Raw genomic sequence first — 22973 nt, forward strand, 5'->3', positions numbered from 1 at the left:
GCGATGCGACGAACTGCCGCCCCGCCCTGCCCCTGCCAGTCGGGCAGATCCTTCGACGACTGCTGCGCTCCGCTCATCGCCGGCGAAGTGCTGCCCGACACCGCGGAGGCGCTGATGCGCAGCCGCTACACGGCGTTCACGCTCGGCGACGAGGCGTATCTGCTGGCGAGCTGGCATCCGTCGAGCCGGCCGGCAGCGATCGATTTCACCGCGGAGCCGGCGCGAAAATGGATCGGGCTGCAGATCCGCCAGCACGTCCAGACCGGTGCGGATGCCGCCGTCGTCGAGTTCGTCGCGCGATATCGCGTCGGCGGCCGCGCTCATCGCCTGCACGAGACGAGCCGCTTCGTGCGTACCGAGGGCCGCTGGCAGTATGTGGAGGGCGATATTCACGAGTGAACCGGTCGTGCAGCATCCCGCGCGCCCTATAATTGCCGGGGATACCCTGCCCGACTGGACTCAGATGACAACCGACGCGCCGCAGCGCGATCCGGCGACGACAAAAACATGAACCTCGAAAAAGTCATCTTCGGCTTCTTCATCGTGCTCGCCGCCACGCTCAACTTCGGCTTCTTCGTCGGCGACATCGACGACCCTTCGCACCACGACATCTACGAGCTTTTCGCCGCGATCGTCGTGAGCCTGATCGCGACCGTACTCAAGTTCGGCGACCGCACGCAGATCGGCGCGGTCCATCTGGCGACGAGCCTGGTCGCGGACCTGCAGCTCATCGCCGCCGCGATGGTATGGGGCTACGCCGCGCATGTCTCCGCGGGGGGAGTGACGCCGGAGATGGTCGCGCGGGTGGTTTCACTGTCGGGCGGAGCGCTGTTCGCGAACGTCGTGTCGGTGGCGATCCTGATCGCCGAAACGATCATGCAGCGCCGCTAGGCGGCGAGGCGCGCCGATGACGCCTCTGCTGCGCCATCACAGCATCATCCTGCTGATCATGCGCCGCCTGCGGGCGCCGCTGATCCTGCTCATCAGCATTCTTGCGATCTCGGTGCTCGGGCTGACGCTCGCGCCGGGTGTCGACGACGAAGGCAGGGTGTATCACCTGAGCTTCTTCCACGCGCTCTATTTCATGAGCTACACGGCGACCACGATCGGCTTCGGCGAGATTCCGTACGCATTTTCGGACCAGCAGCGCCTGTGGGTGACGCTGTGCATCTACCTGTCGGTGGTCGGCTGGGCATACAGCATCGGCACCGTCTTTGCCCTGCTCGCCGATCGCAGCCTGCAGCTGGCGATCCGCACGCATCGCTTCCTGCGTGCAGTCAAGCGCCTGCGCGAGCCGTTCTACATCGTGTGCGGCTATGGCGAGACCGGGCGGCTGATCTGCGGCGCACTCGACCAGCTCGGCTATCGCGCCGTCGTCGTCGAATGCGACGAAGTCAAGGCCGGCGAAATCGACCTGCACAGCTACCGGGCGGACGTGCCGACGATGTGTGCCGACGCACGCAACCCCGAGCTGCTGCAGTTCGCCGGCCTTTCCCATCCGTATTGCATCGGCGTTATCGCATTGACGAACGACGACAGCGCGAACCTCGCGATCGCGATCGCCGCCCGCCTGCTCGCGCCGAAAATCCCGGCGCTGTGCCGCGCCGAGACGCCGGAAACCGCTGCGAACATGGCATCGTTCGGCACGCGCCACATCATCAACCCGTTCGAGAAGTTCGCCGAGTACCTGTCGCTCGCATTGCACGCACCCGCTGCGTGGCACTTGCTGACGTGGCTGACGGGCCTGCCGGGGACGACCGTCGAGCGCGAGCGGGATCCGCCGTCGGGCAACTGGATCGTATGCGGCCACGGGCGCTTCGGGCGGGTCATGGTGCAGGCGATGGAACAGGAATCGGCAGTATCGATCACGATCATCGACCGCGAATCGTCCGACGATCCTCACCACCGCTGGGTGCAGGGGGATGGCACGGGCGCCCCGGCGCTCGAGCAGGCGGGCGTGCGCGACGCGGTCGGCATCATCGCCGGCACCGGCAACGACGTCGACAACCTGTCGATCGCGGTGACCGCGCGCGAACTCAATCCGGCGCTGTTCGTGATCCTGCGCCAGAATCACTATGCCAACCACTCGCTGTTCGAGGCCTACGACTCCGACGTCGACGTGGTGCCGAGCAAAATCATTGCCCATGAATGCCTGGCGATCCTGACGACGCCGCTGCTCGTGCCTTTCCTGAACGAAGTCAAGCGTCGCGACGAACCGTGGTGCGCGGCGCTGCTCGACCGACTGACCGGACGCTTCGGCTGGCAGGTGCCGAGCGTGTGGAGCGAACGCATCAGCTTCACGCAGGCACCGGCCCTCCACCACAAGCTGATGCATGGCGCGACGATCGCCCTGGGGGAAATCCTGCGCGCGCCGTCGAACCGCGACGATGAACTCGCGTGCGAAGTGCTGTACCTGCACCGCGACGACGACGATCACCTGCTGCTGCCCGATCCGGCGACCGAAATCCGCGCTGGCGACGAGCTGCTGCTGGTCGGCCGACACGTGGCGAGGCGCGAATTCGAGCTGACGCTATCGAACGAACACACCCTTACCTACGTGCTGACCGGGCGGGATCTGCCGGGAGGCTGGCTGTGGGAGAAATTCTCGCGCGCTCCGGTCGCGCAGGCGGCCCAGCACGAACGCTGAACCGGTTCAGCCGTGCGCGGCGACGAGGACGATCGTCTCGTTGCCGAAAGCGACTGTCTGGCCCGGGCGCAGCTTGGCGCGCTTGCGCAGTTCGACCCGCCCGTCGACGCGCACCCGCTGGCCTTCGACCGCGGCGTGCGCTTCGCCGCCGGTCCCGGCGAGGCCGGTTGCTTTCAGCAGCTGGTCGAGCTGGATATATTCGCCGCGCACGGCAAAGGAAATTGTCATTGCATACTCCCGCGCAGCGCTCTGGAGCTGCGCGAATCAATTGATCGATCGGAAGCCGCGAGCCTACACTGCCGGACCACCGTCTGCCGCTTCCGCGAACGAGAAATATGCCGCTGCCGCTCCTGCCGAGAATCGACCGAACGTACGTCCACGCGAACGCATCGGGAGCGCTGCAACCGATCCGCACCGAGCGGGCATTGATCCGCGACGAAGACTTCGACTTCACCGTTCGCTGGGTATCTTCGCTCGCGCTGAAGGATGCCGGCCGGGTCAGCGCGGCGTTGCGCCGCGATCCGGACCACAACCCGTTCCTGCCTCCCGAAGAGGATCTGAACGTCGGGCCGGTCGGCAAGCACCATCTCGCCGTGCTGAACAAATATCCGGTGATCGAGCGCCATCTGCTCATCGTCACGCGCGCGTTCGAATCCCAGACCGCGCCGCTCGGCCTGGCGGATTTCGTCGCCCTCGCGCGCGTCACCACCGAGCTCGGCGGGCTCGGCTTCTACAACGGCGGCACCGAAGCCGGTGCAAGCCAGCGCCACAAGCATCTGCAGTGGATTCCCGCCACTGCCGGCGGTTCGTACTTCGCCGGCTTCACCGCCCGCCTGCAGGCGGATGTGGCGGGAGGCGTCACGTTCGACGCCCGGCTGCCGTGGCGGCATTGTTTCGTGGGCCTCCGGCCTGCCCCGCCGGGCAGCGATTCCGCTGTCAGTGGAGCGATCCTCCACGACGCGTTCCACACCGCGTGCGACGCACTCGGCATCGCTGCCGACCGCGATCCGATGCCGCCCTACAACATGCTGACCGGCGGCGGCTGGCTCGTCGTGGTTCCGCGCAGCCGCGAGCAGCATGAAGGCATTTCGGTGAACGCGCTCGGTTTCGCGGGGTCGCTGTTCGTTCGCCGCCCCGAACAGATCGACGTCGTGCGGCGCCTCGGCCCGCTGCACCTGCTGGCGGCAGTCGGCGTTCCCGCGTGATCGAAACCGGAAACACTCGGAGGCGACGCTCGCGAACGCGCCGGCGCGCTGAGCTGCTTCAGGACCGCAGCGGCGGCAGACCGTGTCGCGCGCGCGCCCGATCGCACGCCTCTTCGCCGATCCCGAGCGCCGCATAAGGCGCAAAGTCGCGGCACGGCGAAGGCCGGCTCGAATAGATCGTGCAATGCGCGCGCACCCCGATCTCGCCGGCCAGGGCGACGCAACGCGGCGCTTCGTCGGTGCCCCGCATGCGCACGAGCACGCCGGTGACCGGCACCGTCATGGCGTCGGGCACGCCGCCCGCCCTCGCGCTGGCCAGCTCGGAACGGTGAAAATCCACGCGAAAAGCCGCGCAGCACGCGCCGCAGCGGGTGCAGTGATCGTCGCTCATCGGCTTGCCGGACCGCGCACCCTGCCCTCGATCACGGAAGCCGCATGGGCCGACCTGCCCGTCATCGCGGGGCGCCGCAGCATTTCTTGTATTTCTTGCCGCTGCCGCACGGACAGGCCTCGTTGCGCCCCGCACTTGCCGGGGCCGGTGCAGCGGGCTCATCGACCGACAGCAGCTCGACCGGTGCGAGCCCGAGCTTTCGCCACTGCCCGATGATCTGGCCGACACTCGTGACGGCCAGTTCCAGCCATTGCAGCCGCGTGGCATCGTCCGCGGCGCTTGCCACCGCTTCGTCGGCCCACGGCGCCATCATCGTATCGAGCGCGTCCCGCACGGACTGTGCGACGTCCTCGGGCACGCCACGGTCCCAATCGTCCGACCACAGCTCGAGCCCCTGGGCGAAGCCTTCGATCCATTCCTCGCCGATGCGCAGCGAATCGCCGTCGCTGGCCGCGTAGCAAAACGGCTCCCACCCTTCGGGCTCGCCGATCGTCGTCGCCAGCTCGTTGTAATAGCGCCGCACCAGCCCGATCGCCCGCTGCATCCGGCTTCCCGAACCAAACGACGCGTCCTCGCCATGCGCGGACCACACTTCGGGCAGCCACCGCTCCGGCGCGATGCGCTGCGGCGACGCGAGCACCGCGGCGAGATACCCGTCGAGCATCTCCAGGTCCATGCAGTCTTCAGGCACCGCGTCGGACGTGAGCAGCTCTTCGAGGGCTTCGAACTGCGCGTCGTCGAGCAGGTGGGCGTTCGGCGTTTCGTCCTGGGGCGCTTCGCTATTCATCGTTTCTCTCCGTCAAGGCACGCAGGGTGCGCTTTCGGGCAGCGGCGTGCAAGCAGCATTGCCGAGGTCGCAGACGACCCGATACAGCGCCTGGCCGGAGTCCCGATATTTGCGCTCGAAAGGCGTCAGCGGTATCGGTGCCTCGAATTCCTCCGGGACGATCTCCCGTCCGGTCACGCGGCCCAGCGCACACGCGAATTCCTCGATATAGACGTGCCAGTTGCTGCGGCACTCCAGCACGCCGCCGAGCTGCGGGATGAACGGGAACACCGGGTGGGCGTGCCAGCGTCGTGCCAGATGGCCGATCTTCGGCCACGGGTTCGGATACAGGATGTAGTGGCGCGCAAGCGACAAGCCGGCATCGCAGCACAGTCGCCAGTAGTCGACGAGATCGGCGCGCACGAACACCATGTTCGTCGGCAACAGCGCCTGCGGATACGGCTTGCGCCGGTTCAGGCGGTCCTCGGACTGGTCGACGCCGATCACCCAGTGGTCGGGAAAGCTGCGCGCCAGCTGGATCGTGCTGTGGCCGACGCCGCAGCCGGCGTCCAGGATCAGCGGCGCCGTCCCGTTCCACTGTTCCAGGCTCGCGGCGAACGCGGCCCGGTTGTAGTCGGCGTAAGGCTTGCGGAACGGCTCGGCGAGATGGCGCTCGACGCGACGCATGAGCTGCTCGTGGATGCCGGACTGGGCGCTCGCGGGAATGCGGGAATTGGCGTAGCTCATCGATTCACGGCTCCGGCGGCAAGCGCCCGGCCGACGACCCCGTGACGCATCACGAGAGCGTCGATTTCGGCCCGATGACGCATCGAACGGATCTCCTGGAAAAAGCTGTCGGCGCGAGGATGATTCTCCGGGCCGCCGGTTCGGCCACTGTCCGGTCCCCCCGGGCGCATATCGAGGTGCGCCTTGATCGGCGCGAGAACGAGCCGCACACGAAGCTCCGGCAAGAAAGCTGCGTATTGTAGGGGCAATCGTGGGCCAGCGCAGGCGGGTGGGAACGGTCGACGCCGTGGCCCTCCGGTTGCCCCGCAACGGTGCGCGATCCTTGCTTTTGCTCCCTTCATCCCCGATAATTCTTCGTTTCAATCAGATCTCAGGGCGGCCACAGTCACCGCCCGCTCGTACAAGGGAATCATCATGAAAGCGGATATCCATCCCAAATACGCCGAAGTCCAGGTGACCTGCTCCTGCGGCAACACTTTCGAGACGCGCTCGACGCTCGGCAAGCCGGCGCTGCACGTCGAAGTGTGCGCGGCCTGCCACCCGTTCTACACCGGCAAGCAGAAGATCGTCGACACCGCGGGCCGTGTCGAGCGCTTCCGCCAGAAATACGGCAGCGTTCAGCGCCTCGGCTGATTCCTGGCCAAAGTCTAGAAAAGGCAGCTTCGGCTGCCTTTTTTATTCGACCGGCACGCCGTCAGCCTCTCGCGGCGGCACGCCCGACCGTTTGCCGGCTAGAATCCCGCCCTGACGACGACGGTGCGTCGCGAACGTGTCCGTGGTGGTCTTCGCACCTGAAAGTGCTGCCCGACACCCGTCCTGAATGACTCGCCCCCCCACCTCTCCCCTGCCGAAGCAGCACCTTTACGGAGCAGCCGGGCTGGCCGTGCTCGTCGCGCTGTATCTTCTTGTCGGCCTGACCGGGCATGTGCCGTGGCGTGGCGACGACGCCCGGCATTTCGGCCCGATCTTCGAGATGCTGCAAGGCAACGGCCTCCTGTTCCCGCTGATCGCCGGCGAACCATCGACGAGTTTCCCGCCGCTGTATTACTGGACCGGTTCGGTGTTTGCGCTGCTGTTCGGCTGGCTGCTGCCGCCTCACGATGCGGCGCGCCTCGCCACCACGCTATACACCGCGCTCGCGATCTTCTGGATCGCGCGTGCTTCGGCGCGGCTGTACGGCAAGCACACGCGCACTCCGGCCGCGCTGCTGACGCTCGGCACGCTGGGACTGGTGCTCCACGCGCACGAAACCCAGCCGATGATCGCCGTGATGTCGTTCGTCGCGATGACGCTTGCGGGCCTGTCGCTGATTCCGACGCGGCCCGCGCTCGGCAGCCTCCAGGCCGCTGCGGGCTCGGTGCTCGCATTTCTCGCCGGAGGCCTGCCCGGCGTGATCCTGACGCTGCCGCTGTTTCTCGTCGTCGTCATTGCGTGCCCGGAATGCCGCAATCCGCGCGCGAGTGGCGGGCTGATCCTCGGCCTGAGCCTCGCCGTCGGCGCCGGCGCGCTATGGCCGCTGGTGCTTCACTATCAGGCTCCCGAACTGCTCGCACTGTGGTGGCGCAACGAATGGCTCGAGTTCGGCGCGGAACCTCTCCGGCCGGACGAGTTTTCGCGCCTGATCGAACTGTTCGGCTGGTTCGTCTGGCCGTTGTGGCCGATCGCGCTGTGGTCGCTGTGGCGCGCGCGCCGCCAGCTGATGCGGATTTCCTGGCTCCTGCCGATCGCCTCGGCGCTGCTTGCCGGCAGCTGGATCATCGCCAACGGCAGCCTCGCGCAGGCAACAATGCTCCCGCTGATCCCCCCGCTCGCATTGCTCGCCGCAGCGGGCATTCCGACGCTGCGCCGCGGCGCCGCGAATGCTTTCGACTGGTTTGCGGTGATGACTTTCGTCGTCTTCGCGGTGCTGGTCTGGATCGCATGGACGGCCCAGGCCGTCTCCTGGCCCCCCGGGCTGGCCCGTCACGTCGCGCGAGTCGCCCCGGGGTTCGAACTCAAAGGGAGCGTGACGCAGGCGCTGGCCGGGATCGGCATCTGCATGACATGGGTCGTGCTGATGTGGCGCCTGCCGCGCTCCTTCAATCGCGGCCCGGCAAGCTGGGCGATGGGGATGACGACGCTATGGTGCCTCGCAGTCGTGCTGCTGATGCCGTGGTTCGACTACGACCGCAGCTACCGGCCGGTCGCGACGTCGCTGGGGATCGCACTCGCCGGGGAAAGGAGCGACTGCGTCGCGATGCTCGGACTGTCGCCGAGCCAGCGCGCATCGTTCCATTATTTCGCCGGCGTGCGGCCCGAGAGGGTCTCCGGCAATGAGACGGCCTGCAGTTTTTTGCTGGTATATGATAGCCGCAGCCCCGCCGCGCTCACGCCCGCCCAGGAATGGCAACAGATCTGGGAGTATCGCCGCGGCGGTGGCAAACAACTCGAAATATTCCGTCTTTATCGCCGTGACTGACCCCTGTGACTGAACCCTTTACCCCTGCGCACCGGCTCCCCACGTGGAGCACGCTCGAAAACCACGCTGTCCGCCTCCGCACGACGCGCGTCTCGGAACTGTTCGAGCGCGACGCCTCGCGCTTCGCGACCTTGTCCTTCTCTCACCGCGGCATGCTCCTCGACCTGTCGAAGCAATCGATCGACGCGCCGGCCCTCGCCGCGCTCGTCGATCTCGCCGGCGAGGCACGCCTGCCCGACGGTATCGACGCGCTTTTTGCCGGCGAGCATCTGAATTTCACCGAAGACCGCGCCGTGCTGCATATGGCGCTGCGCGGCGCCTGCCCGGCTCCGCCCGAAGACGCCGCCCCCCTCGCGCAATCGCAACAGCGCATGCGCGCTTTCGCGGCGGCGCTGCGCAGCGGAACGATGACCGGCGCGAGCGGAAAACCGATCCGCATGGTCGTCAACCTCGGCATCGGCGGCTCCGACCTCGGCCCCCGCATGGCGGCGCAGGCGCTCGTACCGACCGGCTTGCAGGCGACCCCGGAAGTCCGGTTTGTCGCGAACATCGATCGGCGCGAGCTCGACGAAGCGCTCGCCGACGCAGATTCCGCGAGCACGTTGTTCATCGTCTCGTCGAAAAGCTTTGCGACCGCCGAAACCCTGGCCAACGCGCAGGCAGCGCGGAGTTGGCTGCAAGCAGGCCTCGGAGCCGGCTGCGACCCGGCGCTGCATTTCGCGGCGGTCAGCAATGCGACTGACGCTGCGGCCGCATTCGGCATTGCCGCGGAACGCATCTTCCCGCTGCCCGAGTGGGTCGGAGGGCGCTATTCGGTGTGGTCCACGATCGGCCTGCCGCTGATGGTCGCGATCGGCGAGAGCGGGTTCGACGCGTTGCTGGCCGGCGCGCGGGCGATGGACGAACATTTCCGCGGAGCGCCGCCGAGCGAAAATCTTCCGGTGCTGATGGGCCTCGTCGGCCTGTGGAACAGCGATTTCCTCGGCATCGAAAGTCTCGCACTGCTGCCCTACGCGCACGGCCTGCGCAGTTTCGCCGCGTGGCTGCAGCAGCTCGAAATGGAAAGCAACGGCAAGCGCTGCCTGCGCGACGGCTCCGCGAGCATCGTCCACACTTCGCCGATCGTGTGGGGCGGCGTCGGCACGGTCGGCCAGCATGCGTTCCACCAGCTGTTTTATCAGGGCACGCGTCGCGTCGCGCTCGATTTCATCGTCCCGGTCGGGGCAGACGACGCCTCCCAGCGTGCGTTGGTCGAGAACGCGTTCGCACAGTCGGCCGCGCTGATGGCGGGGCGCAGCCTCGACACGGCGCTCGCCAGCCTGCGCGCGAAAGGCCTGGCGGAAAGCGAAGCGGCAGTACTCGCCCCGCATCTTGCCTGTCCGGGCAACCAGCCGAGCACGACGGTGCTGCTGCCCGCGCTCGACGCGTTCTCGCTCGGCCAGCTGATGGCCCTGTACGAGCACAAGGTGTTCGTGCAAGGCTGGATCTGGGGAATCAACAGCTTCGACCAGTACGGCGTCGAGCTGGGCAAGGAGATGGCGCGCAGTCTTTCATCCGGCTCGCGCGAGAATCACGACGCTTCGACAGCAGGGCTGATGGCGGCAGCCGAAGCGCTGCGAAGCACTCCGGACCGTAGCTGATCGTGCGCGCCACGGCCGGAAATCACGGCACGAGGCGCAGGAAGTTGTCCCGGTAGTGGCGCAATTCGGCGATCGACTCGTAGATGTCGGCGAGCGCTTCGTGCTTGCCTTTTTTCTCGACTCCCTTGTACACCTCGGGCCGCCAGCGTTTCGCGAGTTCCTTCAGCGTCGATACGTCGAGGTTGCGATAGTGGAACCAGGCTTCGAGCTGCGGCATGTAGCGCGCCATGAAGCGCCGGTCCTGACAGATCGAATTGCCGCACATCGGCGACGTGCGCGCCGGCACGTGTTGCTGCAGGAACGCGAGCATCTGCGCTTCGGCGTCGGCTTCACCGATCAGCGACGCCTTGACGCGATCGGTCAGGCCCGATTTGCCGTGCGTGTTCCGGTTCCACTCGTCCATTGCGTCGAGCACGCGGTCGGGCTGATGCACAGCGATCACCGGTGCTTCGGCGACGGTATTGAGCTGGGAATCGGTAATCACGATCGCGATCTCGATGATGCGGTCGGAGTCGGGCTCGAGGCCGGTCATCTCCATGTCCAGCCAGATGAGGTGGTTCTGATCCTGTGCCATAATCCTTCGGCCCGGTTTAACAAAGCGCAGATTGTGGCATAAATCGCCGCCCCGCCGCCTCCCACCCCTCCCGCATGGCACCCGACACCTTCTCGAATCTGTTTGTCGCCGCGCTTCTCGCCACCCTGTTCATCAAGGTCGCGCTGATGCTGCGCCAGAGGCACCACGTGCGGGCGCGGCGGGAACAGGTGCCTGCGCCGTTCGCGGACGCGATCAGTGTCGAATCGCACCGCAAGGCTGCCGACTACACCTGTGCACGAATGGCACTGGGGATCGTCGACGCCACGGTCGGTACGGTCTTCGTGCTGGCCCTCACTTTCGGCGGCGGCCTGCAGGCGATGCACCGCGCGCTGGCGGAGTGGTTCGACCCTGCCGGACTCGCGCACGGCGTCGCGCTGCTGGCCGCACTCGGCGTCCTCGGCTGGCTCATCGAATTGCCGTTCGCGCTGTACCGCACGTTCGTCATCGAAAAACGCTTCGGCTTCAACAGGATGACGCCGGCGCTGTACGCCGCCGACATTGCGCGCGAAGCGCTCCTTGCCGCGCTCATCGGCCTGCCGGTGCTTGGCGCGGTGCTGTGGCTGATGGGCGCGATGGGCGAGCAGTGGTGGTTGTGGGTGTGGCTGTTCTGGTTCGTCTTCAACCTGCTCGGACTGTTCGTCTGGCCGACGTTCATCGCCCCGCTGTTCAACAAGTTCACGCCGCTCGCCGACGAGGCGCTGCGAAAGCGCGTCGAAAACCTTCTCGCGCGCTGCGGCTTCCGCTCGCGCGGACTGTTCGTCATGGACGGCTCGCGTCGCTCGGCGCACGGCAACGCCTATTTCACGGGTTTCGGCGCCGCCAAGCGCATCGTGTTCTTCGATACGCTGCTCGACAAGCTCAGCCCTGCCGAAGTCGAGGCGGTTCTCGCGCACGAACTCGGCCATTTCCATCACCGGCACATCTGGAAGCGGCTCGCGGTGGTCGCCGCGACGAGCCTCGCGCTACTGTGGCTGCTCGCCTGGCTGATGGAACAGTCCTGGTTCTTCGCCGGGCTCGGCATCGCCGACGGAGCCGGCAGCACCGCCGTCGCCCTGGGCCTGTTCGCGCTGGTGCTGCCGGTGTTCGCATTTCCGCTCGGACCGCTGATGAGCCACTGGTCGCGGGTGCACGAGTTTCAGGCCGACGCGTACGCGGCCCGGCAGGCGAGCGCAGCCGATCTCGCCGCAGCGCTGGTCAAGCTGTATCGCGACAACGCCTCGACGCTGACGCCCGATCCGCTGTATTCCCGCTTTTTCGATTCCCACCCGCCAGCGTTGCTGCGGGTTTCGCGCCTGCGCGCGGCCAGCTGAGGCGGGCGACCCCAATTGACTGCATCCCCTTCGCTTGACGTCGGCGCAAGCCTGAACGGCGTCATCACTGCCGCTTTCGGCCGTCACTATGAAGTCGATATCGCCGCACCTCACGCGGCAAGCGCTGCCGATCCGGCGCAGCCGCGGCTGAAGTGCTATCCGCGTGGCAAGAAAAGCGTCTTTGCGTGCGGCGACGAAGTCGAGGTCAGCCCTACCGGCAGCGGACAGGGCGTCATCAACCGCTTGCACCCGCGCCGCAACCTGCTGTGGCGTTCGGACGCGTTCCGCGAAAAGCTCATCGCGGCGAACCTCACGCAGGTCGTGGTCGTCGTCGCGACCGAACCGGGTTTCTCGGACCTGCTGATCTCGCGCTGCATCGCCGCGGCGCAAAGCCAGCAGATCAGCACCCTGATCGTGCTGAACAAGGCCGATCTGCGCGACCAGCTGCCGGCCGCCCGGCGCATCCTCGCGCCGTTCGAGAAACTCGATTACCGCATCGTCGAACTCAGTGCGCGCGAAGGCGCCGGAGCGCTGCGCCCTTTCCTCGCCGGCGAACGGAGCATCCTGGTCGGCCAGTCCGGCATGGGCAAATCGACGCTGACGAACGCGCTGATACCCGACGCGCAGGCGGCGACGCGCGAGATTTCCGAAGCGCTCAACAGCGGCAAGCACACGACGACGTTCGCGCGCCTCTATGCGCTCGACGGCGGCTGGCTGATCGACAGTCCCGGCCTGCAGGCTTTCGGTCTCGCCCACCTGACTGCCGACGAACTGGCGGCAAGCTTCGTCGAGTTCGCGCCGCACCTCGGAAAATGCCGCTTCCGCGATTGCCTGCACGAATCCGAACCGGGCTGCGCGCTGCGCGCGGCGATTGCAGCGGGCGCGATCGAGGCGCGACGCTTCGAGCATTTCCGCGTCATCCGTGAAGAGATCACCCACGCGAAACGGCAGACGCAGGGCTGGTGATTCGTTCCGCCCTCCTTCGACCGGGCGAAATTACAGGCGAAAAAAACCCCGCCGCAGCGGGGTTGCGTGTCGGTCGCGAGACGCGATCAGACGCGTTCCCAGATCGTCGTGATGCCCTGGCCGCCGCCGATGCACATCGTCGCCATGCCGTAGCGGCCATTGACGCGGATCAGCTCGTGCAGCAGCTTGGTGATGATCACCGCGCCGGTCGCACCCACCGGATGGCCGAGCGCGATCGCGCCGCCGTTCGGGTTCGTCTTCTTCGGGTCGAGGTCGAGCCCCCGATTGACGGCGATCGACTGAGCGGCAAACGCTTCGTTGGATTCGATGACGTCGATCTTGTCGAGCGTCAGCCCGGCGCGCTGCAGCGCGAGCTTCGAAGCGGGAATCGGGCCTTCACCCATCACGTCGTTCGGCACGCCGGCGATCGCGTAAGCGACCAGGCGCGCGATCGGCTTGTGGCCTGCCGCCGCAGCCTTGCCCGCCTCGGCCAGCACCAGGAAGCTCGCCGCGTCGTTGATGCCCGAAGCGTTGCCGGCGGTCACCGAGCCGTCCTTCTTGAAAGCCGGCTTCATCTTCCCCAGCGCTTCCATCGTCGTCATGCGCGGATGCTCGTCGGTGTCAAAGACGACCGGTCCTTTGCGCGTCTCGAACGTGACGGGCACGATCTGGCTCTTGAAACGGCCCTCGGCGATCGCCGCCGCAGCACGGTTCTGCGACTCCAGCGCAAATGCGTCCTGCTCTTCGCGGCTGATGTTCCACTTCGTCGTCAGGTTCTCTGCGGTGACGCCCATGTGTCCGACACCGAACGGATCGGTCAGGACGGCCACCATCGCATCGATCGCCTTGGTGTCGCCCATGCGCGCGCCGCTGCGCAGCGCCGGCAGCAGGTACGCGCCGCGCGACATCACTTCGACGCCGCCGCCGATCGCGAAATCGGCGTCGCCAAGCATGATCGCCTGAGCCGAATTGACGATTGCCTGCTGCGCCGAGCCGCACAGGCGGTTGACCGCGAATGCGACCGAATCCATCGACATGCCGCCCTGGATCGTCGCCAGGCGCGCGACGTAAGCGTAGCGCGACTCGGTCGGAATGCAGTTGCCGACCGCGGCGAAGCTGATCTGCTGCGGATCGACGCCGGAGCGGGCAATCGCTTCCTTGACGACCACACCGCCGAGGTCGGCCGGTTCCATGTCCTTCAGCGAACCGCCGAAACCGCCGACCGCCGAACGTACCGCACTCAAAACCACTACTTCACGATTCGCCATCTCAGTGCTCCCTCCTCAAAAATCAACGACCAACCCAGCCGGCTATCACAACCAAAGCGAGCATTAACAAGCAAAGCACCAGCGCTCGCCATACCAGGCCCACGGTACTCTGCATGTAATCCGCATCGGCTTCCGCGCCGACGCCCATTTCCGGCCGCTCGACGATCTCGCCGGATTCGTGCACGGGCATCCCTAAGCGCACTCCCAGCGCTCCCGCACCCGCGGCAATCAGTATACCGGACGCCTTTTCGCCCCAGAGCATCGCCTGGGTGCGCCAGCAGAACAGCGCGTCCTCGAAATCGCCGACGACCGAAAACGACGCCGCGGTCAGGCGTGCCGGCAGCCAGTCGATGAGTGCGAACGCCTTTCTCGCGAAGCGGCCGAACTCGCCGAATTCGATATCGCGACGCTGCCCCCATTCCTCACCGAGGAAGCGCGCCAGGCGATAGAAAATCGCGCCGGTCGGCCCGGGCATGACGATGAACCAGAACACGACACCGAACACGTTGCGGTGCGCCGCGACGAGCGCTTTCTCGATCGCGAGCCGCGCGACTTCGCTCGAACTCGCTTCGGAATACTGTCCGCCGCGCCATTCGCCGAGGAGCGTGCGGGCGCGCGCGAGCTCTTCCATGCGCAGCGCGAGGTGGATGTCGGTGAAGTAATGGCTCTCCTGGCGAAAACCCATCGTCAGGTACAGCACGCCGATATTGAACGCGAACGCGAGCGCCGGGTGGATCAGCCACAGCAGGACGAAGACCAGCCCGCCTGTCAAAACCCCGAGAAGCATCAGCAACCACCAGGCGATCGTTCCGTTGCGCGCCCGGCCGTCGTTGAAGCGGTCAACGAGGACGCCGGAAAACCGTCTGAGGGGATCCAGAACAAGCTGCCGGACCGGCAGCGGGCGCAGCTGCTCGATGAGCAGTGCAACGATCAGCGAGAAAAGCGTCATTCAGGGGGAGGTCGGGGTAAACAATCTGTAAACCATTCATTTTTGGCCAAGATACCACAAAAGGCCGGGCCTATTGTGCACCACGGAATGACGCTGGCGCTGCGTCGCCGGCACTCTTGCGACCGTTTCCGGGCCTTCGATCCGGTTTGCGGATCGGGCCGCGATAGCGCTTTTTTCCCGTACCAAACCGGCCGACTTCCTGCGCCGTGGTCGGTCAAGGTCGCTGCCGGATCCGAAGTGCCATCGTGCCGAGCGCACTGAAAGGAAATCGGGGGTAATATTAGAGTTCTCTTTTATACGACAGACGAGGAGATTCTGATGAAACTCATTCCCGCCCTCAAGTGCCTCCCCACCCCCGTGGCCGTCGCGCTCGGCTGTGCCTGCCTGTCGTTTTCCGTGCTCGCCGCCGACGATGCGATGCTTGCGCAAGCGCGGGCAGCCGCATCCCCGCTGCCGCCGAAGCTGCTCGCTGCACTGACCGAGAAAATCGCCGAGGTGGGTCCCGAAGGGGCGATCCCGGTGTGCAAGGACATGGCGCCGGCGATGGCGAAAGAAGTCGCGGCGAGCACCGGCTGGCAACTCAAGCGCGTCAGCCTGAAGCTGCGCAACGCGCAGCGCGCGACCCCTGACGCGTGGGAAAAAGCCGCGCTGGAAGAATTCGACCGCCGAGCCGCCGCGGGCGAGAACCCCGCGACGCTCGAGAAAGGGGAAGTGGTCGAGGCCAGCGGCGGGGCCGTTTATCGCTATGCGAAGGCTCTGCCGACCCAAGCGCTATGCCTGAGCTGCCATGGCCCGCGCGAGCAGTTGAAGCCCGAAGTCAAAGCCGTCATCGACGAGCATTATCCCGACGACCGCGCCATCGGTTACAAGGAAGGGGAGATCCGCGGCGCGATCGTCGCGACGAAGCGCCTCTGACGCCGCCCCGAGCTACGCCCGCCCCGGAACAAGCGCGCTTTACACCGGCCCCGGGGCCGTTTCCATTGCCACGCGCAGTGCCGCCGCATCGTTCGCCGCGTCGGCATGGAAATCATGCGCCGGCAACAGCTCGCGCAGCAGGGCGCCGGAAACCGTGTCGTCCTTCAGCAGCGCCGCAGTCACCGCATGCAGCACGTGGCGATGATGTTCGAGCGTCTCGCGGCACGCACGCTGCGCCGCTTCGAGCATCGCGCGCGCTTCGCCGAGCGCCCGCTCCTGGATGTGCGGCCCGACCAGCGCTTCGGGCACGCCGGCGAGACTCAGCAGGCCGAACTGGCTCGAAAAGCCCATCGAGCTGACCATTTCGATTGCCAGTTCCGAGGCCCGCTTGAGGTCATCGGCCGCGCCCGACGTCGTGTTGCCATAGCTCATCAGTTCGGCCTCGCGCCCGGCCAGCAGCATCGACAGCCGCGCCTTCAGTTCGCGCTCGCCATACAGCGGCACTTCGTCCTCGCGGCTGACGAAGGTCACGCCGAGCGCCTGGCCGCGGGGCTCGATGCTGATGCGCTCGACACGGCCCGCTTTCAGCGCATGGGCGACCAGCGCGTGGCCGGCCTCGTGCACCGCAATGCGCTCGCGGTGCGTTTCGGTGAACGCGGCCTTCAGGCTCGACACTTCGCCGCCGAGCTGATGGGTTTCGAGCGCGCGGTGCAAGTGAGCCTGGGTCACCGAAGCGCTGCCCGACTCCGCCGCGAGCACCGTCGCGCGGTTGACGATGTTCGTGATGTCGGCGTGCGACAAACCGCTGCTCGCGCGCGCGAGCGCCTCCGCGTCGATCCGCCCGGGCTCGGCCCTCACCCCTGCGAGACACAGTTCGAACAGTTCGCGGCGATCATGCACGGTGGGCAGATTGACGCGCGCGACGAGGTCGAAGCGCCCGGGGCGGCGCAGCGCGTCGTCGACGTTGCCGACGTGGTTCGTCGCGCCGATGACGACGATGTGGTCGGACGTCGAGAAACCGTCCATCTCGACGAGCAGCTTGTTGATGATGCGATTCTCTTCGGATTGCCCGCCTTCGACTTTGGCACCGCTCGCGCGCTTGCCGATGCCATCGAACTCGTCGATGAAAATAATGCAGGGCGCATTCTTGCGGGCGGTCGCGAAGAGCTCGCGGACCTTCGCGATGCCCTGGCCGTAGAACATGCTCGAAAAATGCGAGCCATCGACGGCGATGAAGTTCGCCTTGCATTCGCCGGCGAGCGCGCGCGCCAGCAAGGTCTTGCCGGTTCCGGGCGGGCCTTCGAGAAGCACGCCGCGCGGCGGCTTGGCCCCGAGCGCGAGATATTTCTGCGGGTCGCGCATGAAGGCCGTCACCTGCTGCAGGGAGGTTTTCGCGTCCGACGCGCCGACCACGTCCGCGAAACTCGTCTGCGGCTTCTCGGCAAGCTTGGCTTTCGCGCCGCCGCCCATTGCGCCTTGTCGCAGCAGATAGACGCCGACCAAGACCATCGCGGCGACCGTCAACAGCGTGAAGAGCCGTTCGAGCACGCTGCCCGTGCTGGCGAGGACGCGTTCGCCGACCGTGCGCGCGTCGACGCTGATGCGGGTCAGCGCGAACCCCTGCTCCCGACTCGCCGCTTCAAGGCCGGCCAGCAGTCCTTCGTCGCCGGCGACGAGTTCGGTGCTGATTTGCTCGCCGCTGCGGGTCGTCGCGAGCACGCGCTGGCCATCGACGCCGGCCGCAGCGATCTCGCCCTGGCGAAGCTTGTCCGCGAACACCGAGGCGTCGAGCGGGTGATCGAGCCACATGCGGGGCCCGGATTCGAACTCGCGTGCGAGTTCGGTCTTGCCGGTCGCGCTCGGCGCGTGGCTGTGGTAGTCGAACGCGACCCAGCCGGCGACGGCGATGAAAAACACGGCGACGGAAAAAACGATTTGGACCCAGCGGGGCCAGGCAGAGAATAGCTTCATCGACGATCCGGGATTCAGCCCCGAATAGGACCGTCGGAGGGTCCAGGCAGGGCCTGTTATGTGGCGGCGCGAACCGCCGGGTTCAGCTTCGAGTGCAGCGTGCCGGGGTGTGACCGTAACGCTGCACCCTCGATTATTGCTACCGCACACGCAGTATTTTTGTGCGGTGAAGCATTCTTTCCCAGCAGGCATCCGCGAGCAACTTTCGCGCGCCCCGCTGAGACGATGACGTTCGCACAGGGCGGCCTGTGTGGCGGCCGCCGCTGCCAGACTTCAGCCGGTATTACGCCTACGCGTTATGCAGCCGGTTTCGCCGCACCAAACAGGTAACGAAACATATAGTTACATAATCGGTCGTCCGACAGCCCGACTGCGCGGAGTGCATCCGGGAACCGCCGCTCCTCTGCGCTCAGCTGCTCATCCGGATCCACTCGGCGAACGCCGACGCAGTCGGAATCCGGGCGGACGAAACGAGCTTTTCATTGATGACGAGGCCCGGCGTCTGGATGACGTCGTAGTCGAGGATCGTGGCCATGTCGGTGATCGTGACGATGTCCGCTTGGACGCCGAGAGACGCGAGCGCCGCGGGACGACAGAACGTCTTGTGTCGCAGGCGATCCGGCGGCGACTTCAGGCCGGTTGTGCGTGTACAACGATCTCCTGCCGGCTGCGCTTCTCGGGGTAGTAGCACATGTAACCGCTCGCACAGTGGCTCGGCGCGTCGCGCAGTCCGACCGCGCATTCGCGGACTTTCGCCTCCGGTTCGCCGTCCTCGATACGGCGCAACACCTCATGGACGAGCTCGACGCTCTTCACCTTGCGCTCGCTCGCCCCTTCGCGCCCGGCGATCTTCACCGAATGCACGCCCGCCGCGTGCATTGCGGGCATCGCGCACAGGCCGCACGGGCCCCAAGGGTAGCCGTTCGGCGCGACCGAAAAGCCGTTGCCGAAGCGGTACCACAGCCAGCGCTTGTAGTCCTGGTCGTTCTTTTCCAAGCGGCGCAGCGCCCGTTCGGCCGGCGCTTCGCCATTTGCGGCGCGGTATTCGAACTGGTAGTTGTCGATGCAGATCGGACCGCCCTTGCTCATCGGCAGATGCACGGTGTGGCACGCGCCCTCCTCGAACACGCAGCCGTCGTTGAGGACGAAAGCTTCGATGTCGAGCTCGGGGAGTCCGGTCGCGATCGCGGAGATCTCGGCGACGGTGACGTCGCGCGGCACGATGATGCGACGCGCGCCGAGCTGCGCGAAGAAGCGCGCCGATTCGACGTTGCGGCAGGTCGCCACCGAGCTGACGTGGATCGCGAGCTCCGGCACGTTCGCCGCGAGCGAGGCAATCAGCGAGATGTCGGCAACGATCGCGGCGTTACCGCCGATGCTGCGAAAGCGTGCGCCGATTTCGGTCAGCGCGTCGAGGTGCTGCTCGCCGTATTGCTGCGCGTTGAGGACGAGGAACACTTCGGCATCGAGCGCGTGAGCCTGGTCGACGACGCGCTCGAGGTCGGCGTAGCCGTTGAGGTTGCCGAACACGCGGCGATTGACACCCGAGGTGTTGAAACGCTGGATCCAGTCCGGTGGCACGACGCCGCAATAGAGCTCGCGCGCGCCGGCACGCACGAGCGGTTCGACTTCGGCAGGCGTGCTGATCGGTGCGGTGATTTTCATGTCAGGACTCCCGTAGGGCCGCCCCAAGGGAGGCCTGCCCACCTTTGGGGGGTGAAACAGGGGTTTCGCGGCGCACTGCGCCACGCCTGTCGAACGGGTCGGCTGTGCAAAGCCGGCCCTCCGCGAACAAAGTGAGCGTGGGGGCTGTCATTTCACGCTCCCGACAGAACGATACGGCTGACCCAGCCATTCGCTACCGCCTCGGCGATCGCCGCGGTCATGCCCGGCGCGTGGCGGTAATACATCGTGTTGCCGCGCTGCGAAGTCTGCAGCTCCCGGGTGCCGGGTCGGGCACCGACCTCGGAGAAGCCGAGGCATTCGCGGCGGCATCGGTGGCCGGGCGAGAATTTTTCCGGCACCTCGAGCGCAAGCGAGCCGAGCTTGCAGATGCGCCCCTTGGCGATGTAGCCGTACGGCGCACGCACGCCGACCGGGAAATCGATGCCGGCATACATGTCGGCAGCGCCGAAGGGCGGGAAGTCGAGTTCGAGGCGACCGATGCCCAGCTTGTCGAGGATCTCGCGGAACGGGCCGGCGCGCAGGCCGTTCGGGTACATGCGCGCCCACGTCGCGGACGGCAGCCGCGGGTCCTTCAGCATCTTGCCGAGCAGCCGCCCGGCAACCGGCCGCAGCGCGGGGAATTCGCGCTGCACGACGCGCGCGACGCCCCAGTCGTTGACGGTCACTTCGGCGCCCGCAGGCAGGCGCGCGAACGCGGCACGCAGCGGCTCGAACAGCGTGTCGCAGGCGATCGGCGTGACGAGGCCGAACGTGACTTCCCAGCGCTCGCAAAGCGCGACGGCACGATCGATCGCCTCGACGCTCGGCAGCAGGTGCTCGCAGAACTCGCTGCCGAGGAAGAAATGCGTCGGCTCGGCGTCATCGGGCAGCGTGACACACGATCGTGCGTTGCCGAGCTGCTCGAGGTAGTCGTCGCGCGTGACACGCTCATGGCGCGCGAACGCAGCCAGCTCACGCTCATCGACGAGCGCGAAGCCGAGCTCGATCGGGCCGGCAGGAGGTTTCGGCGGAATGGAAGGAGTCGGAGTTGGGGTCGGGGTGGGGGTCATGAATCGGTCTCCGCGATTCTTCTGTTTTCGCGCCCGTGCCAAGAGGCAAAGGCCGCGAGGTGGTCACCGAGCCCGCGAAGGCCCGCGTCGGGGTGCTGCATGAGGTGATTCGCGACGAGGCCGGCAAAGCGCGCTGCGGCCATGCTCGCGCCGCCCGGAGCTCCACCGGGCGCGTCGGGACAGGTTCCCCACGCGGCGCCGGAAGCGCTCGCCGCATCGAGGCGCGACCACTGGCCGGGAGCGCAACGCGCATCGCCGCTCACCGCGAGTACGCCGGGGTAACGCGCCGGATAGACCGGCAAGCCGCGCGCCGGCGCTGCGGCGACGAGCACCACGCCCTGCGCCACGGCCCGCTCGCAGGCGTCGCGCAGCACGCGGCGGTCGTCGGCGAGGCCGAGGCTCAGGTTGACAACCCGCGCTCCTTCGGCGACGCACCAGTCGATCGCCGCGGCGACGAGGCGCGGCGTCGCGGGGCGGGCGAGCGTGGCGACGCGCGCGTCGATCAGGCACGCTGCCGGCGCCGCAGCGAGGATCAGCGCGGCGACGCATTCGCCGTGCGGCAGCGCAGCGGCGTGCGGCATTTCGCAGCGCACGACGCCATCGGACTCGCTACCGGTGAATTGTGCCGCCGCGTGCAGCGCTGCCGGGGCGACGCATTCGAAACCGCCATCGACGACGCCGACGCGCAGTTTCATACGGCCCTCAGCAGCGGCGCGGGCGGTCGCGCCGGCGGCTGCTCGATGAGCGCGCCGTCGCGCAGTTCGACGACGCCGTCGAGCTCTCCGACGGACGCGAGGTTGTGCGTGATGACGATGCGAGTGCGCCCGGCGAACACGCGGTCGACCGCGCTGACGATCGCCTGGGCGACGGGCAGATCGAGCCCGGACGTGGTCTCGTCGAGGATCAGCACTGCCGGGTCCTGCAGGATCGCGCGGGCGAGTGCGATGCGCAGCCGTTCGCCTCGCGACAGCGCCGACGCCGACGCGCCGACCGCCTTGTCGAGGCCGCCGGCATGCGCGAAGCGCGCGAGACCGGCGAGGTCGAGCGCGCGCAGCAGCGCCGCCTCGTCGGCATCCGGCGCGACGAAGCGCAGGTTGTCGCGCACGCTGCCGGGCATCAGCACCGGGTCCTGGTCGACGACGACGATGCGCCGGCGCAGCTCGGCGAGATCGAGCCGATCGAGCCGCGTCCCGTCGAGCAGGATGTGGCCGGCACACGGATCGTAATGACGCTGCAGCAAGTCGATCAGCGTCGATTTGCCGGCGCCGGATGCGCCGATCAGCGCAAGCTTGCGGCCGGCCGGGATGTCGAGCGACGCGCCGTCGAGCACGCGCCCCTCGCCGTAGCCGAAACGCACGTCGACGAGGCGCAGGTCGCCGCGCACCGGCTGCGCGAGCGCGACCGGCTGCGCCGGCGACGTGACCGTCGGCAGTTCGGCGGCCAGCTCGCGGATGCGCTTCAGGCTGACTTTCGCGCGCTGCCAGCCCATGAAAACACCGGCCGCAGTCTGCAGCGGACCGGCCGCGCGCGTCGTGTAGGCGATGAACGCGACGACGACGCCGACCGTCAGCTCGCCCGCCGCCGCGAGGCTGCCGCCGACCGCGAACACCAGCAGCACGCCGAGCCCGGACAGGATGCGCTGCACGCCCCCGGCGCCGAGCGAGGCGACCTGCGAGCGCCGCAGCGCCGCGAAATAGTCGCCGTGATGCGCGCGCAGCTCGGCCTCCTGGCGCGCGCCGGCATTCGTCGCCTGGATGAACTTCATCGCGCGCAGCGACTCGACGAAAAAGCTCGACATCGCCGCGCTCTGCTGCCGCACCGCCTGCGCGCTGCGTTCGAGCCACGGCCGCGAGCCGATCAGCGCCGCGACGTGCAGCGGCACGAGCGCGAACACCAGCGCCGTCAGCAGCGGGCTCAGCGACAGCATCAGCGCGAGCGCGACGACCAGCGAGAACGCCGCGTTGAGAAGCCCCATCGGCGCGTCGATCGCGAAACGCTGCACTTCGGCGACGTCGCCGTCGAGGCGCGACAGGATCTCGCCGCCGCGGGTGCGCGCGTAGTACGTCGGCGCGAGCGTCTGGAGGTGGCGGTAGATCTGCTCGCGCAGGCCGAACAGCACGTGCGCGGACAGCTTCAGATACGCGAGCCGGGAAACGGCCTCGATCGCGACGCCGGCGACGAGCAGCGCGAGGAACGCGCCGCACAGCTGCAGCACCAGATCCATGCGCCCGCCGACGATGCCGTCGTCGACGAGGCGCTGCGTGAGATACGGCGGCAGCAGCGCGGCGCCCGACGCGAGGAACGACAGTACGACGATGCCGGCGGCCGCGCCGGCCCGCCCGCGCAGCGTCGGCCACGCCCACGCGAGCGCCTGCAGCGGCGGCGACCCGTTTTTCCGCAGCGCGATCAC

The 22973-nt window shown here is 67.2% G+C and carries 22 protein-coding genes and 1 pseudogene; 10 read left to right on the forward strand and 13 right to left on the reverse strand.

From position 1 onward, the window contains the following. The first annotated feature begins 3 nt into the window (after window positions 1-3). The 3 genes from PA01_15895 (at window position 4) to PA01_15905 (ending at window position 2647) form a co-directional block, all read left to right on the forward strand. The gene (locus PA01_15895) at window positions 4-399 is read left to right on the forward strand and encodes a YchJ family metal-binding protein (protein ID KON79922.1); all 396 of its coding nucleotides are present in this window, start codon (window positions 4-6) and stop codon (window positions 397-399) included. 108 nt (window positions 400-507) lie between these two features. Next, window positions 508-891 carry a DUF6394 family protein gene (locus PA01_15900; GenBank protein ID KON79923.1) on the forward strand — a complete coding sequence of 128 codons (384 nt, stop codon included), beginning with the start codon at window positions 508-510 and terminating at the stop codon, window positions 889-891. Between the two features lie 16 nt (window positions 892-907). Continuing rightward, window positions 908-2647, forward strand: coding sequence for a potassium channel family protein (locus PA01_15905; GenBank protein KON79924.1), 1740 nt, complete (start codon window positions 908-910; stop codon window positions 2645-2647). A gap of 6 nt (window positions 2648-2653) precedes the next feature. Here the strand turns inward: PA01_15905 and PA01_15910 are convergent, their stop codons facing one another. Further along, window positions 2654-2875 (reverse strand): RNA-binding S4 domain-containing protein, encoded by a 222-nt coding sequence (locus PA01_15910; GenBank protein KON79925.1) that lies wholly within the window; start codon window positions 2873-2875, stop codon window positions 2654-2656. Window positions 2876-2982: 107 nt separating this feature from the next. On the opposite strand from PA01_15910, the gene PA01_15915 reads away from it, so the two are divergent. Then, window positions 2983-3852: a DUF4922 domain-containing protein gene (locus PA01_15915; protein ID KON79926.1), complete on the forward strand. Its 870-nt coding sequence runs from the start codon at window positions 2983-2985 to the stop codon at window positions 3850-3852. A gap of 58 nt (window positions 3853-3910) precedes the next feature. Here PA01_15915 and PA01_15920 read toward each other — a convergent pair whose 3' ends face one another. From PA01_15920 to PA01_15930, 3 genes are all read right to left on the reverse strand, one after another. Beyond that, window positions 3911-4243, reverse strand: a complete 333-nt coding sequence (locus PA01_15920) for a YkgJ family cysteine cluster protein (protein KON79927.1) — start codon at window positions 4241-4243, stop codon at window positions 3911-3913. A 61-nt stretch (window positions 4244-4304) separates the two neighbouring features. After that, window positions 4305-5030 (reverse strand): UPF0149 family protein, encoded by a 726-nt coding sequence (locus PA01_15925; protein ID KON79928.1) that lies wholly within the window; start codon window positions 5028-5030, stop codon window positions 4305-4307. A gap of 12 nt (window positions 5031-5042) precedes the next feature. Beyond that, complete coding sequence (locus PA01_15930; protein KON79929.1) at window positions 5043-5756, reverse strand: methyltransferase domain-containing protein; 714 nt, start codon at window positions 5754-5756, stop codon at window positions 5043-5045. 414 nt (window positions 5757-6170) lie between these two features. Between PA01_15930 and rpmE the strand changes: the two genes are divergently transcribed. The 3 genes from rpmE (at window position 6171) to pgi (ending at window position 9854) form a co-directional block, all read left to right on the forward strand. Further along, window positions 6171-6389, forward strand: a complete 219-nt coding sequence (rpmE, locus tag PA01_15940) for a 50S ribosomal protein L31 (protein ID KON79931.1) — start codon at window positions 6171-6173, stop codon at window positions 6387-6389. Window positions 6390-6576: 187 nt separating this feature from the next. Next, a complete protein-coding gene (locus PA01_15945) occupies window positions 6577-8214 on the forward strand; it encodes a hypothetical protein (GenBank protein ID KON79932.1) in 1638 nt (545 codons plus the stop codon). A 5-nt stretch (window positions 8215-8219) separates the two neighbouring features. Next, on the forward strand, window positions 8220-9854 hold the full coding sequence (pgi, locus tag PA01_15950; protein ID KON79933.1) for a glucose-6-phosphate isomerase: 1635 nt from the start codon (window positions 8220-8222) through the stop codon (window positions 9852-9854). A gap of 22 nt (window positions 9855-9876) precedes the next feature. On the opposite strand, the gene orn is transcribed toward pgi, so the two are convergent. Then, entirely contained in the window at window positions 9877-10428 is a 552-nt protein-coding gene (gene orn, locus PA01_15955) for an oligoribonuclease (GenBank protein KON79934.1), read from the reverse strand. A gap of 74 nt (window positions 10429-10502) precedes the next feature. Here orn and PA01_15960 point away from each other — a divergent pair, with 74 nt between their 5' ends. Both PA01_15960 and rsgA read left to right on the forward strand, forming a co-directional pair. Next, a complete protein-coding gene (locus PA01_15960; protein KON79935.1) occupies window positions 10503-11759 on the forward strand; it encodes a M48 family metallopeptidase in 1257 nt (418 codons plus the stop codon). Between the two features lie 15 nt (window positions 11760-11774). Beyond that, window positions 11775-12725, forward strand: coding sequence for a ribosome small subunit-dependent GTPase A (gene rsgA / locus PA01_15965; GenBank protein ID KON80398.2), 951 nt, complete (start codon window positions 11775-11777; stop codon window positions 12723-12725). A gap of 86 nt (window positions 12726-12811) precedes the next feature. Here the strand turns inward: rsgA and PA01_15970 are convergent, their stop codons facing one another. Together PA01_15970 and PA01_15975 are read right to left on the reverse strand one after the other, a co-directional pair. After that, window positions 12812-13993 (reverse strand): acetyl-CoA C-acyltransferase family protein, encoded by a 1182-nt coding sequence (locus PA01_15970; GenBank protein KON79936.1) that lies wholly within the window; start codon window positions 13991-13993, stop codon window positions 12812-12814. 22 nt (window positions 13994-14015) lie between these two features. Then, the gene (locus tag PA01_15975; protein ID KON79937.1) at window positions 14016-14942 is read right to left on the reverse strand and encodes a CobD/CbiB family protein; all 927 of its coding nucleotides are present in this window, start codon (window positions 14940-14942) and stop codon (window positions 14016-14018) included. A 318-nt stretch (window positions 14943-15260) separates the two neighbouring features. On the opposite strand from PA01_15975, the gene PA01_15980 reads away from it, so the two are divergent. Continuing rightward, entirely contained in the window at window positions 15261-15857 is a 597-nt protein-coding gene (locus PA01_15980) for a DUF3365 domain-containing protein (protein ID KON79938.1), read from the forward strand. A 39-nt stretch (window positions 15858-15896) separates the two neighbouring features. Here PA01_15980 and PA01_15985 read toward each other — a convergent pair whose 3' ends face one another. The 6 genes and pseudogenes from PA01_15985 to PA01_16010 all read right to left on the reverse strand — a co-directional run bounded on the left by PA01_15985 (window position 15897) and on the right by PA01_16010 (window position 22973). Beyond that, entirely contained in the window at window positions 15897-17828 is a 1932-nt protein-coding gene (locus tag PA01_15985) for an AAA family ATPase (protein KAI5912352.1), read from the reverse strand. Between the two features lie 409 nt (window positions 17829-18237). Then, window positions 18238-18411 (reverse strand): annotated as a pseudogene (locus PA01_15990) (thioredoxin family protein). Window positions 18412-18458: 47 nt separating this feature from the next. Next, on the reverse strand, window positions 18459-19493 hold the full coding sequence (locus PA01_15995; protein ID KON79939.1) for a U32 family peptidase: 1035 nt from the start codon (window positions 19491-19493) through the stop codon (window positions 18459-18461). Between the two features lie 152 nt (window positions 19494-19645). Further along, window positions 19646-20563, reverse strand: a complete 918-nt coding sequence (locus tag PA01_16000) for a hypothetical protein (protein KON79940.1) — start codon at window positions 20561-20563, stop codon at window positions 19646-19648. Beyond that, window positions 20560-21258 carry a S8 family serine peptidase gene (locus PA01_16005; GenBank protein ID KON79941.1) on the reverse strand — a complete coding sequence of 233 codons (699 nt, stop codon included), beginning with the start codon at window positions 21256-21258 and terminating at the stop codon, window positions 20560-20562. The genes PA01_16000 and PA01_16005 overlap by 4 nt, the downstream gene beginning before the upstream one ends. Further along, window positions 21255-22973, reverse strand: coding sequence for an ABC transporter ATP-binding protein/permease (locus PA01_16010; protein KON79942.1), 1719 nt, complete (start codon window positions 22971-22973; stop codon window positions 21255-21257). The genes PA01_16005 and PA01_16010 overlap by 4 nt, the downstream gene beginning before the upstream one ends.

Source organism: Azoarcus sp. PA01, assembly GCA_001274695.2.
Lineage (GTDB): Bacteria > Pseudomonadota > Gammaproteobacteria > Burkholderiales > Rhodocyclaceae > Aromatoleum.

What these genes read in the sequence shown, in the direction of transcription:
- PA01_15895 (KON79922.1), top strand. Translation starts at nt 4, where the DNA reads ATGCGACGAACTGCCGCCCCGCCCTGCCCCTGCCAGTCGGGCAGATCC.
- PA01_15900 (KON79923.1), top strand. Translation starts at nt 508, where the DNA reads ATGAACCTCGAAAAAGTCATCTTCGGCTTCTTCATCGTGCTCGCCGCC.
- PA01_15905 (KON79924.1), top strand. Translation starts at nt 908, where the DNA reads ATGACGCCTCTGCTGCGCCATCACAGCATCATCCTGCTGATCATGCGC.
- PA01_15910 (KON79925.1), bottom strand. Translation starts at nt 2,875, where the DNA reads ATGACAATTTCCTTTGCCGTGCGCGGCGAATATATCCAGCTCGACCAG.
- PA01_15915 (KON79926.1), top strand. Translation starts at nt 2,983, where the DNA reads ATGCCGCTGCCGCTCCTGCCGAGAATCGACCGAACGTACGTCCACGCG.
- PA01_15920 (KON79927.1), bottom strand. Translation starts at nt 4,243, where the DNA reads ATGAGCGACGATCACTGCACCCGCTGCGGCGCGTGCTGCGCGGCTTTT.
- PA01_15925 (KON79928.1), bottom strand. Translation starts at nt 5,030, where the DNA reads ATGAATAGCGAAGCGCCCCAGGACGAAACGCCGAACGCCCACCTGCTC.
- PA01_15930 (KON79929.1), bottom strand. Translation starts at nt 5,756, where the DNA reads ATGAGCTACGCCAATTCCCGCATTCCCGCGAGCGCCCAGTCCGGCATC.
- rpmE (KON79931.1), top strand. Translation starts at nt 6,171, where the DNA reads ATGAAAGCGGATATCCATCCCAAATACGCCGAAGTCCAGGTGACCTGC.
- PA01_15945 (KON79932.1), top strand. Translation starts at nt 6,577, where the DNA reads ATGACTCGCCCCCCCACCTCTCCCCTGCCGAAGCAGCACCTTTACGGA.
- orn (KON79934.1), bottom strand. Translation starts at nt 10,428, where the DNA reads ATGGCACAGGATCAGAACCACCTCATCTGGCTGGACATGGAGATGACC.
- PA01_15960 (KON79935.1), top strand. Translation starts at nt 10,503, where the DNA reads ATGGCACCCGACACCTTCTCGAATCTGTTTGTCGCCGCGCTTCTCGCC.
- PA01_15970 (KON79936.1), bottom strand. Translation starts at nt 13,993, where the DNA reads ATGGCGAATCGTGAAGTAGTGGTTTTGAGTGCGGTACGTTCGGCGGTC.
- PA01_15975 (KON79937.1), bottom strand. Translation starts at nt 14,942, where the DNA reads ATGACGCTTTTCTCGCTGATCGTTGCACTGCTCATCGAGCAGCTGCGC.
- PA01_15980 (KON79938.1), top strand. Translation starts at nt 15,261, where the DNA reads ATGAAACTCATTCCCGCCCTCAAGTGCCTCCCCACCCCCGTGGCCGTC.
- PA01_15985 (KAI5912352.1), bottom strand. Translation starts at nt 17,828, where the DNA reads ATGAAGCTATTCTCTGCCTGGCCCCGCTGGGTCCAAATCGTTTTTTCC.
- PA01_15995 (KON79939.1), bottom strand. Translation starts at nt 19,493, where the DNA reads ATGAAAATCACCGCACCGATCAGCACGCCTGCCGAAGTCGAACCGCTC.
- PA01_16000 (KON79940.1), bottom strand. Translation starts at nt 20,563, where the DNA reads ATGACCCCCACCCCGACCCCAACTCCGACTCCTTCCATTCCGCCGAAA.
- PA01_16005 (KON79941.1), bottom strand. Translation starts at nt 21,258, where the DNA reads ATGAAACTGCGCGTCGGCGTCGTCGATGGCGGTTTCGAATGCGTCGCC.